The sequence below is a fragment of the Achromobacter colocynthidis genome, assembly GCF_057334535.1.
Genome location: NZ_JBHFIZ010000035.1, coordinates 645,560 through 661,779, shown reverse-complemented (window position 1 = coordinate 661,779; position 16,220 = coordinate 645,560). Strand labels below are relative to the sequence as shown.

Annotated in this window: 11 protein-coding genes; 6 read left to right on the top strand and 5 right to left on the bottom strand. The window is 64.0% G+C overall.

What is annotated here, in order from left to right:
- Positions 1-19 precede the first annotated feature (19 nt).
- Positions 20-940 (bottom strand): LysR family transcriptional regulator, encoded by a 921-nt coding sequence (locus ACE04A_RS18625; RefSeq protein ID WP_448719038.1) that lies wholly within the window; start codon positions 938-940, stop codon positions 20-22.
- A gap of 169 nt (positions 941-1,109) precedes the next feature.
- Between ACE04A_RS18625 and ACE04A_RS18620 the strand changes: the two genes are divergently transcribed.
- A complete protein-coding gene (locus ACE04A_RS18620; protein WP_438857623.1) occupies positions 1,110-1,607 on the top strand; it encodes a (R)-mandelonitrile lyase in 498 nt (165 codons plus the stop codon).
- Positions 1,608-1,725: 118 nt separating this feature from the next.
- The gene (locus tag ACE04A_RS18615) at positions 1,726-2,403 is read left to right on the top strand and encodes a carboxymuconolactone decarboxylase family protein (protein ID WP_448719037.1); all 678 of its coding nucleotides are present in this window, start codon (positions 1,726-1,728) and stop codon (positions 2,401-2,403) included.
- 44 nt (positions 2,404-2,447) lie between these two features.
- Here the strand turns inward: ACE04A_RS18615 and ACE04A_RS18610 are convergent, their stop codons facing one another.
- Positions 2,448-3,362 (bottom strand): LysR family transcriptional regulator, encoded by a 915-nt coding sequence (locus ACE04A_RS18610; protein WP_448719035.1) that lies wholly within the window; start codon positions 3,360-3,362, stop codon positions 2,448-2,450.
- Between the two features lie 135 nt (positions 3,363-3,497).
- On the opposite strand from ACE04A_RS18610, the gene ACE04A_RS18605 reads away from it, so the two are divergent.
- The 3 genes from ACE04A_RS18605 to ACE04A_RS18595 are packed head-to-tail and all read left to right on the top strand — an operon-like array spanning position 3,498 to position 5,985.
- Positions 3,498-4,253, top strand: a complete 756-nt coding sequence (locus tag ACE04A_RS18605; RefSeq protein WP_448719034.1) for an alpha/beta hydrolase — start codon at positions 3,498-3,500, stop codon at positions 4,251-4,253.
- The gene (locus tag ACE04A_RS18600; protein ID WP_448719033.1) at positions 4,250-5,407 is read left to right on the top strand and encodes an MFS transporter; all 1,158 of its coding nucleotides are present in this window, start codon (positions 4,250-4,252) and stop codon (positions 5,405-5,407) included. The genes ACE04A_RS18605 and ACE04A_RS18600 overlap by 4 nt, the downstream gene beginning before the upstream one ends.
- 17 nt (positions 5,408-5,424) lie before the next feature.
- Positions 5,425-5,985: a cyclophilin-like fold protein gene (locus tag ACE04A_RS18595; protein WP_485820385.1), complete on the top strand. Its 561-nt coding sequence runs from the start codon at positions 5,425-5,427 to the stop codon at positions 5,983-5,985.
- 18 nt (positions 5,986-6,003) lie between these two features.
- On the opposite strand, the gene ACE04A_RS18590 is transcribed toward ACE04A_RS18595, so the two are convergent.
- Positions 6,004-6,789 carry an SDR family NAD(P)-dependent oxidoreductase gene (locus ACE04A_RS18590; protein WP_448719031.1) on the bottom strand — a complete coding sequence of 262 codons (786 nt, stop codon included), beginning with the start codon at positions 6,787-6,789 and terminating at the stop codon, positions 6,004-6,006.
- Between the two features lie 9 nt (positions 6,790-6,798).
- Positions 6,799-7,785 carry a Bug family tripartite tricarboxylate transporter substrate binding protein gene (locus ACE04A_RS18585; RefSeq protein WP_448719030.1) on the bottom strand — a complete coding sequence of 329 codons (987 nt, stop codon included), beginning with the start codon at positions 7,783-7,785 and terminating at the stop codon, positions 6,799-6,801.
- 265 nt (positions 7,786-8,050) lie between these two features.
- On the opposite strand from ACE04A_RS18585, the gene ACE04A_RS18580 reads away from it, so the two are divergent.
- Entirely contained in the window at positions 8,051-9,016 is a 966-nt protein-coding gene (locus ACE04A_RS18580) for a tripartite tricarboxylate transporter substrate binding protein (RefSeq protein WP_448719029.1), read from the top strand.
- A 37-nt stretch (positions 9,017-9,053) separates the two neighbouring features.
- Here the strand turns inward: ACE04A_RS18580 and ACE04A_RS18575 are convergent, their stop codons facing one another.
- Positions 9,054-16,205, bottom strand: coding sequence for an autotransporter domain-containing protein (locus ACE04A_RS18575; RefSeq protein ID WP_485820399.1), 7,152 nt, complete (start codon positions 16,203-16,205; stop codon positions 9,054-9,056).
- Positions 16,206-16,220: the final 15 nt, after the last annotated feature.

Here is a 16,220-nt window from a genome sequence, read left to right as displayed (position 1 = left end):
GATTAACGATGCATCGTATCTAGTCTCTTTTGCGCTTTTTCGGCGCATCCGGCCGATACCGCAGGGCTTCGATGACCAGCGCCAATGCCGGGGAAATCTGTCGCCGGTTGGCGTAGTAGAGATGGTAGCCAGGCAGCACCGGCCACCAGTCTTCCAGCACGGGCACCAGGCGGCCCTGTTCCACATTGGGCTGCACCAGGTCGTAGGGGACATACGCCAGGCCCATGCCGTCCAGCGCCGCCTGGAGCATCAGAAAGGTGTTGTTGAAGATCGTCTGGCCCGCCACCCGGACGCTTAGCGTCTTTCCGCCTTTCGCAAAATCCCAGGCGTACAGGCCTCCATGCGTGGGCAGCCGTAGATTGACGCAGCAATGGTCCGTCAGCTCTTGCGGGGTGCTGGGCGGGCGCTTGCCGGCTAGATAGGCGGGCGAGGCCGCGACCGCCATCCGGAAATCGGGGGCGATGCGCACCGCGATCATGTCTTTGTCGATGCGATTGCCGCTGCGCACGCCAGCGTCGAACTGGTTTGCCGCGATGTCGGTGAACCCATAGTCCACACTGAACTCGACCTGGATGTCGGGATACTGCTGCAACAGCGGCAACAGACGTGGCCAGAGCACCGTCTTGATGGCGTGGTCATGGGTGGTGATACGAACCGTGCCGGCCGGCTTGTCCCGCATGGCGGTCAGCGATGCGAGTTCTTGCTCGATCTCGTTGAAGTGTGGGCTCAACACGCTTAGCAGTCTTTGCCCGGCTTCGGTCGTTGACACGCTCCTCGTGGTGCGGGTGAGTAGACGCACGCCCAAGCGCGCTTCCAGCGCCAGCATCGCGTGGCTCAGGGCTGAGCGCGACAAGCCCAGTTGCGCCGCCGCGCGCGTGAAGCTTCGCGCCTGCGCAACGGCCACGAAGGTTTGGAGGTCGTTCAGGTTTTCTTTGGCCATTAGTGAATTCAGCACACCAGGGCATGCTGATTTTCCAGTCTTCTCATCTAATCGACCCGATCATACAGTAGCGAAAAGCCGGCGGTAAATGCTCGCTTTGCCGTCGGAAACACCTCAAGGAACCGCTAATCATGGCCGTTTCGCCGCACTTAAAAAAAGGTCGAACCACATGAAAACCCAGATCCCGACAATCGCCGCTTGCGCCGCGGTCTTTCAGATGGCGGCCGCCAATGCCGCCGAGCCGCAAGCCCAAGCCTCCACCGCAGCCCAGGCGATCACACGCGCGGGCGAACAGGCCTCAATCGCGGGTCCAGACGAATACTTCACGGGCCGGGTGCGGATTGATCCAGTCTGGCCGAACAACGAGAACATCAATGCATCAGGGGCGCTTGTCACCTTTGAACCTGGCGCGCGTTCAGCGTGGCACACGCACCCTGCGGGACAGCGTCTGGTGGTGACGTCGGGTGTTGGTTTGACCCAGGAGTGGGGCAAGCCCGTACAGGTCATACGCCCGGGCGATGTCGTCTGGTGCCCGCCGGGCGTGAAGCACTGGCACGGCGCCGCACCCAGCACCGCCATGACCCATATCGCTGTCACCGCGACGGCAGATGGAAAGAACGTCAACTGGATGGAGAAGGTCAGCGATGAACAATATGACGCCCATTAAGCAGGGCAAAGCGCGCGTTCATCCGGGCAAGTCGCGCCAACATTGGAGTGCACTGGTCTTTGCCCTGAGCTTGGCTGGTGCGTTGATTCAGCCCGCCCACGCACAGGAAACCCGACAGATGAACCCCGCACCGGCCAGCGCGCCCACCCCTTCCGAAACCCTCAATGCCCGGCAGCAGGCCCTCGTGCCGATCGCCGCCTTTGCGGCGGCGGGTGACCTGGCCAAGCTGAACGTCGCGCTGAACCAGGGCCTGAATAGCGGGATGACGGTAAGCGACGCCCGCGAGATCCTGGTGCAGTTGTATGCCTATGCCGGCTTTCCCCGCAGCCTGAATGCGCTGAGCGAGTTGATGAAGGTGTTGGACGCCCGCAAGCAACGGGGCATCCAGGATGCGCCCGGCAATGCACCCACTCGCCCCATTCCGAAGGGGGATGCGCTGCTGGCCGCGGGCACGGCTAACCAGACGAAGCTGTCGGGCGGGCCGGTGGAAGGGCCGTTGTTCGACTTCGCGCCAGTCGCCAACGAATACCTGCGCAAGCACTTGTTCGGCGATATCTTCGAGCGCGACAACCTGGATTGGCAAAGTCGCGAGTTAGCCACCGTCAGCATGCTGTCCGCGCTGCCTGGCGCCGAATCGCAATTGCAGGCGCACATGCGCATCAGCATGAACGTTGGCCTCACCGCTGGCCAGTTGCGTCAGCTTGGCCAAGTGCTGGTGACGGGCGTGGATGCCGAGATGGGGCGTCGAGCCAGTGAAGCGTTGGCGCGTCAACTGGCGGCTAAAGCGGGGAAGTGAGTGAGGCGTGGTCGCCGCCCGACAGCAGTCAGGCAGGCGGGCCATCATCGCCGCTTCTTTGCAGGCGGCTCCTGGGTACGCAGCGCATCAAGCACCAAGGAGAACGCGGGAGACGGCTGCCGCCGGCTGGGGTAATAGAGGTAGTAGCCGTCGAAGGGCGCGCACCAGTCCTCCAGCACCCGCACAAGGCGCCCCTCGTCGATGTGGGGCGCGAATTCGTCCTCTGGCAGGAAGGCAATGCCCAGGCCTTCCAGCGCTGCCTGAACGACGTGCGGGGTGCTGTTAAGCGTGGCTTGCCCATCGACGCGGACGTTCAACTGCTTGCCCTTGCGTTCGAATTCCCAGACGTACAAGCCGCCATGCGTGGGGAAGCGGATGTTGATGCAGCGGTGCTTTGTCAGATCTTCCGGCCGCTTCGGCTTCGAATGCTTGGCGAAGTAGTCCGGCGTGGCGACGGCGGCCATACGCAATTTGGGGCTGATCGGCATTGCGATCATGTCCCGGTCGATGGTGTCACCCATGCGCACGCCCGCGTCGAAGCGGTCCGCGACGATGTCGCGGAATCCGTAGTTGACGTCGAACTCTACGTTGATGTCCGGGTAATCGCGTAGCAGCGGGGCAATCTTCGGCAGCAGCGTGGTCTTCAGCACATGGTCGCCGCAGGTGATGCGGACGGTGCCCGCCGGCTTGTCGCGCAGTTCCGACAATTCATCCAGTTCCGCTTCGATTTCGTCGAAGCGATGGCCGATGGCCTGCAACAGCCGTTCCCCGGCGGCAGTAGGCGACACGCTGCGCGTGGTGCGCGTCAGCAGGCGGATGTCCAGCCGGGTTTCCAAGCCGCTGATGGCTTGGCTTAGCGCCGATTGGGTTACGCCCAGCAACGCGGCGGCGCGCGTGAAGCTGCCTTCCCGCGCCACGGTCACAAATGAGAGGAGATCGTTGAGGTTTCGTCTGACCATGTCGGAAGTGTCCCACGGACTTTTGATTAGTAGTACTTATAAGCCTATTCATTATTCATTAGCTAGTCATGGTGCGCCTCGCGCGGGAGAATCTTCTTCATACCGATGGAAAGGCTCGCAGAAAGGAAATTCGCCATGACCCAGAAAAATGAAGCTAGTAGTACGGTGTTTTTGCAGTACGGCAAGGACATCAGCCGCCGCGGCCTTCTGAAGATGACGGGCACCGGCATCGCGGCCCTGAGCGTGGGGGCGGTTGACTGTCTTGGCCTGCAACCCGCCGTCGACCGTGACAGGATCGGCGTCATTGGAATTTGCGGGTGGGGCGGCATGGTTCTGAACGCCGTCGCGGCGGACAAGCGCGTGAAGGCCGTCGTTGCCAGCACCATGTACGACATGACGCGCGTCATGTCCAAGGGCTACAACGATAGCGTGACGCGCGAACTGCGCACCCAAACGCTTGCGCAACTCAGCCAGCAGCGTTGGGTAGACGCCGAGAAGGGTACGCCGGCCTATCAGCCGCCCTACAACGTGCTCAAGGGTGGGGAAGCGCAGTTCCTGGTGGACTACCACGACTACTACATGACGCCGCGCGGGCGGCATCCGCGCGCGGTCAATTCGGGCAACGCCTGGACGATGACCACGCCGCTATCGTTCATGAACATGCCGATTCTGACGTACATCCAGGAAATTTCCCCGCGTCCGATCTTGTTCGTCCATGGCGAATTGGCGCACTCGCGCTACTTCAGCGAAACGGCTTATGCGGCTGCCGCCCAGCCGAAAGAGCTGATGATCATTCCGGGCGCCACGCACATTGATCTGTACGACCGGCTGGATGTGATTCCCTTTGACAAGCTGGCGGCTTTCTTCACGCAGCACTTGGCTTCCACATGAAGGCGTGGAGCGGCGTATTCGCCATGTCGCTGTGCGTGTTCGCACTCGTGGCCTCTGAGTTCATGCCCGTCAGTTTGCTGACGCCAATCGCCGGCGATCTGGGAATAACAGAAGGCATGGCGGGGCAGGGTATCGCGATCTCTGGCGCCTTCGCGGTGTTGACCAGCCTGTCAATCTCGGCCGTGGCCGGCGCCATGGACCGCAAGAAGCTGCTGCTGATCTTGACCGTCTTGATGGGCATCTCCGGCGTCATCGTGGCGACAGCACCGAACTATGTGACGTACATGGTGGGCCGCGCGCTCATTGGTGTCGTGATCGGCGGCTTCTGGTCCATGTCGGCTGCCATGGCAATCCGCCTGGTGCCGGCGAGCCAGGTGCCCAAGGCCCTGGCCATTTTCAACGGCGGCAACGCGCTGGCGACGGTGATTGCGGCGCCCCTGGGAAGCTACTTGGGCTCCATCATCGGCTGGCGGGGTGCGTTCTTCGCGCTGGTGCCCGTGGCTGCAATCGCATTGATCTGGCAGTGGATCGCCTTGCCTTCCATGAAGCCGGCGGCACGCGCGCCTGGCTCTGGCAGCGTGTTCAAGGTGCTTAAGAGCCGCACCATTCGTTATGGCATGGCCGGGTGTGGAGCCTTCTTCTTGGGCCAGTTCGCGTTGTTCACCTACCTGCGCCCGTTTCTTGAATCGGTGACGCAAGTGAACGTGTCCACGCTATCGCTGATCCTGCTGGTGATCGGTGTGGCGGGCTTTATTGGCACCGCGCTGATTGGCGCGGTTCTCAAGCGTGGCTTGTACCGGACGTTGATCCTCATTCCGGCATTGATGGCGGTCATTGCCCTGGCGCTGATCCCTTTCGGCACCTGGGTTGCCGCGGTGGTGGCTCTGCTGGCTCTTTGGGGCCTGATGGCGACGTCCGCGCCCGTTGGCTGGTGGAGCTGGATCGCTGAGGCCATGCCGCACAACGCCGAGGCAGGGGGTGGTCTGATGGTGGCGGTGATCCAGTTGTCCATCGCTCTGGGTTCGCTCGTGGGTGGCGTGCTGTTCGATTCGGTGGGGTATCAAAGCACCTTCGTGGCGAGTGCGACGGCGCTGGTAGTCGCAGCCTTTCTCGCTTTTCTGGCGTCGCGCTCGCAACGGCGGCAAGCGGCCTGAGCCGTGCATCGCATTAAATGAAAGCCATGACGACGAACCTTCGCGCCGCTCGCGGCGGACAACGCCAGCCGGCCATTAAAATCCGCCACTTGCGTCGTCCGCGAGCGTCGCGCTGGCTTGGCCTGTTTTGCGGCGTTCTTGTGCTGGGGGGAAGCCACGCCGCCAAGCCCGGCGCTTCAGGCCCGCCCATCGCCGCAGCCACGGCTGTGGACGCAATCCAATCGGAGGAAGCAAGCATGTGGATAACCATTGGCGAACGCCGCTTCGCGATCACCTTGGCCGACACCATGGCGGCTCGAGAATTCGCCGCCATGCTGCCCCTGACGATCGACATGGCCGCCCTCAACGACAACGAAAAGCACGCAGACCTTCCGCGCGCGCTGCCCACCAACGCCAGCCGGCCCGGCACGATTCGAAGCGGCGACCTCATGCTGTACGGATCTAGAACCCTGGTCGTTTTCTATCAGACCTTCCAGTCGTCGTACGCTTACACGCCGATTGGTCGGGTAGGCGACGTCGACGGCCTGACGCAGGCGCTTGGCAGCGGAAATGCGCGGATCGGGTTCGCCAAGGACTAGCCGACCGAAGCAGCCCGCTTACGCAGCATACAGATTCGTCAACGACGCTTTAAGAAAGCCGCCGTCCACCACGATGTCCTGCCCATTCACATACAGCGACGCATCGCTCGCAAGAAACGCGACGGCTCCCGCGATATCCGACGGCAGTCCAATACGCCGCGCCGGGATATGGGCGATGCGCTTTTGCAGCACGGCGTCGTCGCGGTAGTGCGCCTCGGACAGTGGCGTGCGGATCATGCCCGGGCTGATGGAGTTTGCGCGGAGTCCCAGCGGGCCCCATTCCACGGCCATCTGGCGCGTCAAGGCGTGCAGGGCGGACTTGGTGGTGCCGTAGGCGCCGACTCGCGTTGGCGTCTGGGCAGAGATCGACGCCACATTGATGATGCTGCCCGCCTGCTGACTCCGCATCATGGGAAACAGCGCCTGCGCGCACAGCAATGCGCCTCGCAGATTGACGCGGAAGATGCTGTCCCATAAGTCGATCGGGAATTCCTCCAGGCCCACCGGTGCGGCGCTGATGGCCGCGTTGTTGACCAGAATGTCGCAACGGCCGAAACGCTCGCCAAGCTGCCTGGCCATCGTCGCTACCGAGTCCGGGTCGGAAATATCGCAACGCAGGTTCAACAGGCCATCCGCCTGGTCGGCGGTGTCGGGCGCGTTGATATCCACCTGCGCCACGGCAGCGCCCATGGATCGCAGGAGCTGGCAAATGGCCAGGCCGATTCCGCCGGTGGCCCCTGTGACCACCGCGACGCGACCTTGCAAGGCATTGACGGCAAACGGGGCATTGAAAGACGTGTCCATGCGTTCTGCCTACTTGTTTTTCAGGTCGGCAACTTTCGCCAGACCTTGCCAGATGACCGCATCGCGCTTGATCGATGCCGCGAATTCCTTCGCGGAAATTGTCGGGGGCACGATCATGTTCTGTCCTTCGATACTCGCTTGGACGTCAGGCGTGTGCTGCGCACGGTAGATCTCGGCGTTAAGCCGGTCGATGATCTCGGGCGGCGTGCCCGCCGGCGCGAATACGCCATACCAACCATCGGCTTCAAAGTTGTAGCCTTGCTCGGCTAGCGTAGGCACGTCCATCGTGGCTGGCCAGCGCCGCGAACCCGTCTGGCCAAGGGCGACCAACTTGCCGCTGCGCATGAAGGGAACGGGCGACGCGATATCCATGAAACCCACGCTGATGGTGTTGGCCATCAGGTCGGTGCTTTCGGTGACCAATTGCTTGTAGGGAACATGCGGCATGTCCAGGCCGTAATGGGCCTTGATGCCTTCCATGGCCAGGTTGCCGGATGACCCAGCGCCCCAGGATCCATAGGCAAGTTTGCCGGGGTTGGCCTTGGCGTAGGCGACCATGTCCGCCAGATTCTTGAAGCCCATGGTGGGGTTGGCGACCAGCAAAATTCCTGCCGCGCCGACCTGGGCGACGGGCAGCAGATCTTTCTCCGGATCGTAGGGAAGCGAAGGCAGCACGACGGGATTCAGCAAGATGGCGGAAGAGGGCGCAAGCAGCAAGGTGTAGCCATTGGGCTCTGCCTTGGCCACCGCGCTGCACGCGATCATGCCGTTGGCGCCCGGCTTTGATTCCACGACGATGGGCTGCTTCAGCGCGTTGGACAAGGGCGCGGCGAGCAGGCGTGCAAAGATATCGCCGCCCGCGCCCGGTGAACCGGCAACCACCAGCCGAATAGGGCGGTCGGGCCAATTGCCGTTGGCGGCCAAGGCGTTGACGCCCAGGCCCATCAACATGCCGCCCAGCAGGATGGCCCGTCGCGTGGGAAGGGATTGGGTCATTGCTTGTCTCCAGAATCTTTGAACTCGTTGTCGAATTCGTTTTTGAATTATCAGGAGCTCTAAATTCTAGGTGGCTGAACCGGCTTGCCTATCCCTGAACTCGCAGATCAGAACTGCGCGAAGCGAAGGAATAATGGACAGCGCCGCTCGCGATGAGGACGCCGTCGTGCTGCGTTTTTTGCAGAAGACTTCTTCAGAATTTGGCGGTATTGACGGGCGGACGGCTCTATACACTTTCGGGGAGACAACTGAATAAGAGCAAGCCATGCCGTTCGCCATTCGCCGCCGTTTGCTGTTGGGGTGCGCAGTGTTCAGCGCAGCATTTTCTTTTGCGGCCGCCGCGCAAACGGCGTATCCGTCCAAGCCCGTCCGGCTTGTCGTTCCGTATCCGCCAGGCGCCGCCACCGACGCCATCTCGCGCGCGTTTGCCCAGCAGTTGGGCGCGATCATGGGCCAGACCGTAGTCGTGGAAAACCGGCCTGGCGCCGGCTCGGCCATCGGCATCATGGCCGTCAAGAACAGCCCTGCGGATGGGTACACCTTGCTGGTGCATGCCGAAGGTTTCTATAGCGCAAAGCTCACGACGCCCAGCGCGAGCTACGAACTCTCCGACTTCGAAATCCTGGCTCCGCTGGCCCAAAGCAGCTATGCCTTCATCGTGCCGGCCGACCGAGGCTGGAACCAGCTTCAAGACCTGAAGGGTTTGAATCGGGAACTGGATATCGGCATTGCGGATCTTGGCATCGGCACCTATTCGACCTTGGCGAGCAGGCTGGCGGCCAGCCTGGGCACGCAGTATCGCCCCATTCCCTTCAAGGGCGGCGCGGAAGGGCTGACGGCAATTCTTGGTGGCCATATCGATGGCTACTTCACCACGATAGGCACCACGCAAAACGTCAAGGACAACCCGCGCGTCAAAGTGCTGGCTTATACCGGCCGGCCCGGAAGCGAGAGCCATCTGGCCGGGGTAAAGACGTTTGCCGAGCTTGGCATTCCCGACATGCTGTTTCACAGCAGCTATAGCGTGGCGGTGCGTAGCGGTATCCCCGAACCGGTAAGGACCCAGCTTGCGAATTTCGTCAGGCAGGCGGCTACGTCAAAAGAGATGGACGCGGCCCGTCGGGAGCTTTATCTGGATGAATACAGCGGAACCTTGGACAACTACAAGCAAGAGCTCTTGCGCTTGGCGGCTGAGTTTGAAGCGAGTGCGAGGCAGCGCAAGAGCGAATGATCGGGGGTAGGGTCGGTTGATGGGGGGGGCGTCCCCTTCAATACCGCCAGCGCACGTTCAACGACCCCGCGTGTTCGCGATTTCCGCCGCCGTACTGCCCGCTGTAATTCAAGCCCACGGACGCGTTCTTAGACACCGCCACTTCCGCGCCCAGCTCGGCAACGGCAGCGTTACGGGCAATCGGCGCACCCGACACCGTGAACGCCTGGCCGCCATCAAACGCCATCGTCGATTGCGGCAACACATCGCCAAAGGCATGGCGCCAGCCCAGCGTGGCTTGCAAGCGGCCTTCGGCGCCATTCAGCGTGAAGTCCGTTTGCGCGCGCATGCCCAGCGTGCTGCTGGTTTGCTTGTCGCTGCTGCTTTGGCCGTTCAAGGCCGCCGAGCCGCCGGATTCCGAAAAGCTGCGGCTGCGCAGGTCGCTCCAGGCCAGGCCCACGAAGGGTTCTAGCGTGGTGCGGTCGGACAAGGGCATGGCGTAGCCCAGCTCGGTGAAGAGCTGGGTGGTGCTGGCGCCGTAGTCTGCCGTGAGCTTTTGCGATGCGCCGGCCACGGTGGCGTAGCGTTCGGTGCTGACGTCGTGCCAGGTGTACGACGTGCCGACCAGCAGGTTCAGCTTGCCCGCGCCGGCGTCAAACGATTTGCCGCCGTAGATGGCCGCGCTATAGCCGGACACGTCGGCGTTGGACGAACGATCGTCAACCCGGATCTTGCTGTCGGTGTAGCCGACCGCGCCGCCCACGCGCCAGCCGTTGCCCACCGCATGGTCGGCGCCAACGAAGACGCCGCCCGTGTGTTGACGCACTTGCGCGGTGTTGTCAGTGGCGTTCTGGGTTTGCCAGTTGCCGACAAGCTCTGCCCAGGCGGGCTGCGCGTTCGATGACGGCAAGGCGGACGCGGACAGCGTGCCGCCCGCTTGTGCGGTGGGCGCGCCCGGGCGCATACCCGCGTTCAGGTTGGCCCGCAGGTGCGACAGCGGCAGCGTGCGTGGGGTGCTGCTGGAACTCATCAGGCTGGACGTGACGCTGGCGTGCGCTTCGCCGGACAGGCTGTTGAAAGCGGCCGGCGGCGCGCCGTTAGGCAAGGTCAGGATGTACTCGTGCAGCGCATTGCCGGACGGCAGGCTGTCCAGTGCATTGGCGACGGCACGTTGGTTGCCGGTGCGCGCGGCGTCGGCGAAAGCGATCGGACGGGAGGGGGTGGTCGGCGTCGTGGGATCCACCGGCACCACCTTGCGCCCGAGTTGCAAGGTGACATCCTGTGCGCCGTAGCGCAGGGCCGGAGCCAGGAAGGCGTAGTTCGACGACACGTTGTCGAACTGGCCGTTGATGGCGTTGGCGCTCAGGATCGTGTACTGGCGCGTGGTTTCAAAGCCGCCTTCCGGCCCGACGTGCACTACGGAGCCGGCCAGATTGGCGACGCCGCTGACGGCCACCCGGGCGCTGTCGGATGAGGCCGGATCGGCCGCAACCTGGTACGTGGACCCCGGCATGAACGTCAAATCGCCCGCCACGTTCAAGGTGCCGTTGACCTTGCCCGGCGCCAGCATGGCGCCGCTTTGCAGCGTGGTCGTGCCGACTTGGCCCGCGCCTTGCAGCAGCGTGCCGCTGGCCAGCGTCAGCGTACCGCCCAGCTTGCCGCTCGATGCGATGTTCAACGCGCCTGCCTGCACCAGCATGCTGCCGGTGTAGCCGCTGCCGTCACCTGAAATGGTGAGCATGCCGGTGCCTGCCTTGGCCAGATCGCCGTTGCCGGCAAGGGTTCCGGTCAGGCCGAAGGTGGTTGCCGCGGCAACATCAATGGCGCTGGGTTGCGTCAACAGGATGCTGCGGGCGGTATCGAAACTGGCCGTCGTGGCCAGCACGCCGCCGCTCAACGTCACGCCGCCCGTTGCCGCGCCCAGGTTGGCGTCCTTGGATACCGACAGCGTGCCCACACGCACGTCCGTGCCGCCGGTATAGGTGTTGTCGCCCGTCAGCACCAGACGGCCGAAATCGGTCTTGGCCAGTTTGCTGGCGCCCGCCAGACTGGCGGCGATGGTGCCCGTCATACCGGCGTCGGCCGCCGACCCCGCGCCCACGCGGATGATGCTTTCACCACCCGCGCCTTGCAGCGCGATGGCATCGCCTTCGATGCGGTAGCCGTCGGTGGCGATTTGCATGCCGGTAACGCCGATCGCGCCTGCCGATGTGTCCACCGTGACCGTGCCTGCCGTGCCCTGGAAGATGGCGAAGGTCGGGTTGGGTTGGAAGACGCCGTTCAAGGTGCCGTCCACGTTGGCCCAGTTGCGGCCATCGGCGCGCCAGGTGCCCGAGCCGCCGTCAATGACGCCGTTATCGTGGCGGGCGGTGTTGCCGCCGTCCCAGAAGCTCAGCGTGGCGCCGGATGTCGAGGCCAAGTTCACTTGTCCGCCCACGGCGGTTTGCAGCGTCAAGGCACTGGCATCGACGCCAGAAGGTGTAGCACCCACGGTCAAGCCGTTATCGACCAGGGTGCCGCCGTAGTCGAACAGGCGATAAATGCCCGCGCCAAAGCCGCCTTGATCCGTCACGTTCAGCGTGCCGGCCAGGGTCAGGTTGCCGCCGACATCGAACAGGGCGTTGTTCGGCGCGTGGCCCAGTTCCACGTTGATCAGGCTGCTGCCGGACAGCGACAAGTCGCCGCCAACGGTCAGCGTCTGGCCCTGCACGCCTTCCAGTACGCCGCCCGCCAGCGTGGCGTTGCCGTTAACGCGGCCCAAGCCAGACAGGATGCCCGCGCCGCTGACCGTGACGTCGCCGCCCAGAACGCCGTCGGTATGCAGTCGGCCGCCCGTGACCGAGGCCGAGCCGCCCAGCTTGTCCGACACCCACAGCATGCCGGATTGAACCTGGGTCTGGCCGGTAAAGGCGCTGCTGTCGGCCACCAGTTGCAGCATGCCCGCGCCGGTCTTCGTGACCTGTCCCGCGCCAGACAGCACGCCACTGAACGAGGTGCTGCTGGTTTGATCGAAGCGCGCCTCGGCACCCGAGGCGATCGTGGTGTTGCTGGTATAGCGGCCGGCGCTGAATGCCAGCGTGCCCGCATCGACGCGCCAGTCTTGCGCATTGACGCCGGTCAGCGTCAACACGCCCGCGCCTTGCTTGGTCATCGTGCCGGTGCCCGACACATAGCCCGCGTAGGTCGCATCGCTAGCCTGGTTGAACACGACCGCGCCGTTGTTCATCAGGTCACCACGAATCGAGGCCGCATTGCCCACCAGCGTGCCCGCCTGGACTTGCGTGTTGCCGTAGCTGTTCGCACCCGTCAGCGTCAAGGTGCCGGCACCCAGCTTTTGCAGGTTGCCCGTTCCGCCGATGGCGCCTTGCAAGCCCAGCGTGGTGCCCGCCGCGACCGTGATGTTGGCGCTTTGCATCAGCGTGACGGCACGCGCGGAATCAAAGCTGGCCGTGGTGGCGAGCGCGCCGCCGTTCAGCGTCAAGCCGCCCGAGCTTGCACCCAGGTTGGCGTCCGACGCAATGGACAAGGTGCCGCCACGGATCTCGGTGCCGCCGGTATAGCTATTCGTGCCCGCCAGCACCAGCGTGCCAAAGTCGGACTTCACAAGCTTGCTGGCGCCGGTCAGGCTGGACGCGAGGGTAGCGGTGGTGCCGGCGCTGGTGGGCAGACCCGAACCCACGCGCACAATGGTTTCGCCGCCCGCGCCGGACAGCGCGATGGCGTCGCCCTGGACGCGGTAGCCGCCGCTTGTGAACTGCATGCCCGTCACACCGACGGCGCCAGCGCTTGTATCCACCGCCACGGCGCCGGACGCGCCTTGGAAGACGGCGAACGTCGGGTTGGGCTGGAAGCGGCCGTTCAGGGTGCCGTCGGCGTTGGTCCAGTTCAGGCCATCGGTGCGCCACGTACCCGCGCCGCCGTCGATGACGCCGTTATCGCGTTGCGCGGCGTTGCCGCCGTCCCAGAAACTCAAGGTGGCGCCCTTGGTCGACATCAGGTTGACCTGGCCGTTGACGGCGGTCTGGATGCGAAGGTCATTGGCCGTGATGCCCGTGGGTGTGTTGCCCACGGCCATCTTGTTGGTGGTCAAGGTGCCGCCATAGTCGAACAAGCGGTAGACGCCCGCGCCAAAGGCGCCTTGGTCCGTGACGTTCAGCGTGCCGGCCAAGGCCAGGTTGCCGCCCACATCGAACAGGGCTGCAGCGCCGGCACGGCCCAGCGCCACGTTGACGCGACTGGCGTTGTCCAAAGTGAGGTCACCGCCAATGGTCAGGGTGCGGCCTTGTGTGCCTTGCAGCTCGCCGCCCGTCAGCGTGACGTTCTGGCCGATGGTGCCGGCGCCCGACAGAATGGTGTTGGCGCCGATGGCGGCATTGCCGCCCAGTGTGCCGGTGACGTGCAGGCGGCCGCTCTGCACATCCGCGTTGCCGCCCAGCTTGCCGACCACGCTCAGCATGCCGCCGGCCACGCGCGTCGTGCCGGTGTAGGCGCTGCTGTCCGCGTTCATTTCCAGATTGCCGGCGCCAGTCTTCACGAAGACGCCACTGCCCGACAGCTTGCCGGCATAGCCGGCGTCGGTGGCTTGGTCAAAGCGCAGCGTGCCGGCCGCGCCGATGGTGGCGTTGGCGGTGTACGTTGACACCTCGGTGGCCAGCGTGCCTGCTTCGATGTTCCAGTCCAGCGTGTTCAGGCCATCCAAGGTCAGGGTGCCCGTGCCGCGTTTGGTGATGGCGCCGGTGCCGATCAAAAAACCGGATACGGTGTCGTCCAGGCTTTGGTCGAAGATGACCGAACCGTAGTTGAGCAGGTTGCCCCGGATGGACGCGCTATTGCCGATCAAGCTGCCCGCCTTCACCCAGGTGGAGTTGGTGTAGTGGTTGGCACCCGTCAGCGCCAGCGTGCCCGCGCCTTCCTTGATGAGCTGCCCGTTGCCGTCGATCGTGCCGGCCAGGCCCAGTTGCGTGCCGGCCGCCACATTGAACGTGCCCTCTGAGACCAAGGTGACGGCGCGATTGCTGGTAAAGCTGGACGTCGATGCCAGCGTGCCCCCCGCGATCGTCAGGCCGCCGTTGGCCGCGCCCAGGTTGGCGTCACTGGACACCGACAGCGTGCCCAGGCGCACATCCGTTCCGCCGGTGTAGGTGTTGTTGCCCGCCAGCACCAAGGTGCCGAAATCGGACTTCACCAGTTTGCTGGCACCGGTCAACGACGATGCAATCGTGCCGACCATGCTGCTGCTGGCAGGGGTGCTGTTGCCCACGAGGATTGCCGTCTGGCCGCCGCTGCCCTGCAGGGCGATGGAATCGCCTTGAATGCGATAGCCGTCCGTGCCGATTGTGATGCCCGTCACGCCGATGGCGCCGCCGCTGTTGTCGACGGTGACGGTGCCCGCCGCGCCCGTGAAGGTGGCCAGGGAGGGCAAAGTGTATTGGCCGTTCATCAAACCATCGGCAGTGGTCCAGTTGCTGGCCGTCGCGTTCCATATGCCCGAACCACCGTCGATCTGGCCATTGGGCGTGGTGTCGGCGCCATCCCATTGATTTACCGTCAAGCCCGCAGTGGATACCAGGTTGACCTGACCAAACGTCGACAGCTGCACGGTCAGTTGGGAAGCGCTGATGCCCGTGGGCGTCGTGCCGATGAGGATCGGGGAGTTCGTTGGAAAGGTCAGGGACGTGTGGTAATCGAACAGGCGGTAGACGCCCGCTCCGAATCCGCCCTGATTGCTCACATTCAGTGTCGGGCTACCTAGATACAGATTGCCGGTAACGTCAAACAGCGGCGTGGCGTTCGCGCCGCCCAGCGCCACGTTGATCTGGCTGCCCTGGCTTAGGTTCAAAGTGCCGAATTTCAGCGTCTGCCCTTGCACGCCCTGCAAGATGCCACCGCTGCGCACCGTGGCGTTCTGGCCGACCGTGCCCGTACCCGTGATTTTGCCGCCTGCCTCGACGGTAACGTCGCCGCCCAGCGTGGTGTTTACGGCCAGCGTTCCGCCGCGGACGGCGGTCGTGCCGGTGAAGGCGCCGTTGTTGCCGCTTAGCGTGGTGACGCCGGTGCCGGTTTTAACCAGATTCCCCGTGCCGCTCAGTTGCCCGGAAAGGGTGAGCGGCTGAGCACCGGCCAAGGTCAGGCTGCCGCTTTGCAGGGTCAGGTCATTGCCAAGCACCAGGCCCATGGCGCCGACTAGCAAGGTGCCGCCATTGGCGGTTATCCGGCCGGAGCCCAGGGCCAGCGTGTCGATCAAGGTCAGCATGCCGTCGTTGATGGTGGTCGACGTTGAGCCGGTCAACAGCGGACCGGACACCGTCCATGTGCCGCTGTCGACGATCAGGTTGCTGAAGTTGCGGTACGTGTCACCCAGAATGACTCCGCTGCCGGCCGTACCGGAACCGCCATCGACGGCGTTTTGCAGGGCCAGGGTGTTGTTGCCACCCGCGCCACCGTCCACCGTGCCAGTGCTGGCGAACTCCAGGTCTTGGTTCAGCACCGCCATGTCGCCCGCAGCGCCGCCGCCCGATTCGACCCATGAGCCGGTCAGCGCGTTGTATCGGTTGGCCCCGGCACCGGCGCCCAGGGACACGCTACCGTAGATCGTGCCCACATTGGTGAACACGTTGCCGGCCGCCGCCGCTTGAAACGCCACGCGGCCGAAGATCGCATTGCGGTTCTCCATGTTGACGCGGGAGCCACCCCAGACCGCGACGACAGGCGCGTCGCCCGACATTGATGTCCCTGACAGGGGCATCGAAGATAAGGTGCCTTTGTTGAGGATCGTCGTGGATCCGAAGCTGCCGTTTTGAATGTTCAGCGCCATGCCGGTCAGAGAGCCCAAGAGCGCGCTGGCAGGCGCGTCTGTCGTCCCGCTTATCGTCCCATTGTTGATCACCGTGGCCAGGCTGTTGTTGCTATTGCCGATGGTGACGGCAGAGGTCAGTGTGCTGGGGATACCGATGGCGGATGGGTCAATCGTGCCATTGTTTTCAAGCTGGACATTGTTGCCACTTAACGTGACCGCGCTGGACGACGAGGATGGCGCGGTGATGATCGCGCCGGATGCAATGTTTACCGTGGGGTTGTTGGTGGCTTCGTTGATTCCGGCGATTCCGCCGGTGCACACGACCGTGGCGCCCGTACTGAACGGGGTGCATGCGGCATGCGCCTTGGGCAGGGCGCCAAACAGGGCACACGCCGCGGCCAGGGCCAGCACCATGCTGCGTTGGCGCGA

What these genes read in the sequence shown, in the direction of transcription:
- ACE04A_RS18625 (WP_448719038.1), bottom strand. Translation starts at nt 940, where the DNA reads ATGGCCAAAGAAAACCTGAACGACCTCCAAACCTTCGTGGCCGTTGCG.
- ACE04A_RS18620 (WP_438857623.1), top strand. Translation starts at nt 1,110, where the DNA reads ATGAAAACCCAGATCCCGACAATCGCCGCTTGCGCCGCGGTCTTTCAG.
- ACE04A_RS18615 (WP_448719037.1), top strand. Translation starts at nt 1,726, where the DNA reads ATGAACCCCGCACCGGCCAGCGCGCCCACCCCTTCCGAAACCCTCAAT.
- ACE04A_RS18610 (WP_448719035.1), bottom strand. Translation starts at nt 3,362, where the DNA reads ATGGTCAGACGAAACCTCAACGATCTCCTCTCATTTGTGACCGTGGCG.
- ACE04A_RS18605 (WP_448719034.1), top strand. Translation starts at nt 3,498, where the DNA reads ATGACCCAGAAAAATGAAGCTAGTAGTACGGTGTTTTTGCAGTACGGC.
- ACE04A_RS18600 (WP_448719033.1), top strand. Translation starts at nt 4,250, where the DNA reads ATGAAGGCGTGGAGCGGCGTATTCGCCATGTCGCTGTGCGTGTTCGCA.
- ACE04A_RS18595 (WP_485820385.1), top strand. Translation starts at nt 5,425, where the DNA reads ATGAAAGCCATGACGACGAACCTTCGCGCCGCTCGCGGCGGACAACGC.
- ACE04A_RS18590 (WP_448719031.1), bottom strand. Translation starts at nt 6,789, where the DNA reads ATGGACACGTCTTTCAATGCCCCGTTTGCCGTCAATGCCTTGCAAGGT.
- ACE04A_RS18585 (WP_448719030.1), bottom strand. Translation starts at nt 7,785, where the DNA reads ATGACCCAATCCCTTCCCACGCGACGGGCCATCCTGCTGGGCGGCATG.
- ACE04A_RS18580 (WP_448719029.1), top strand. Translation starts at nt 8,051, where the DNA reads ATGCCGTTCGCCATTCGCCGCCGTTTGCTGTTGGGGTGCGCAGTGTTC.
- ACE04A_RS18575 (WP_485820399.1), bottom strand. Translation starts at nt 16,205, where the DNA reads ATGGTGCTGGCCCTGGCCGCGGCGTGTGCCCTGTTTGGCGCCCTGCCC.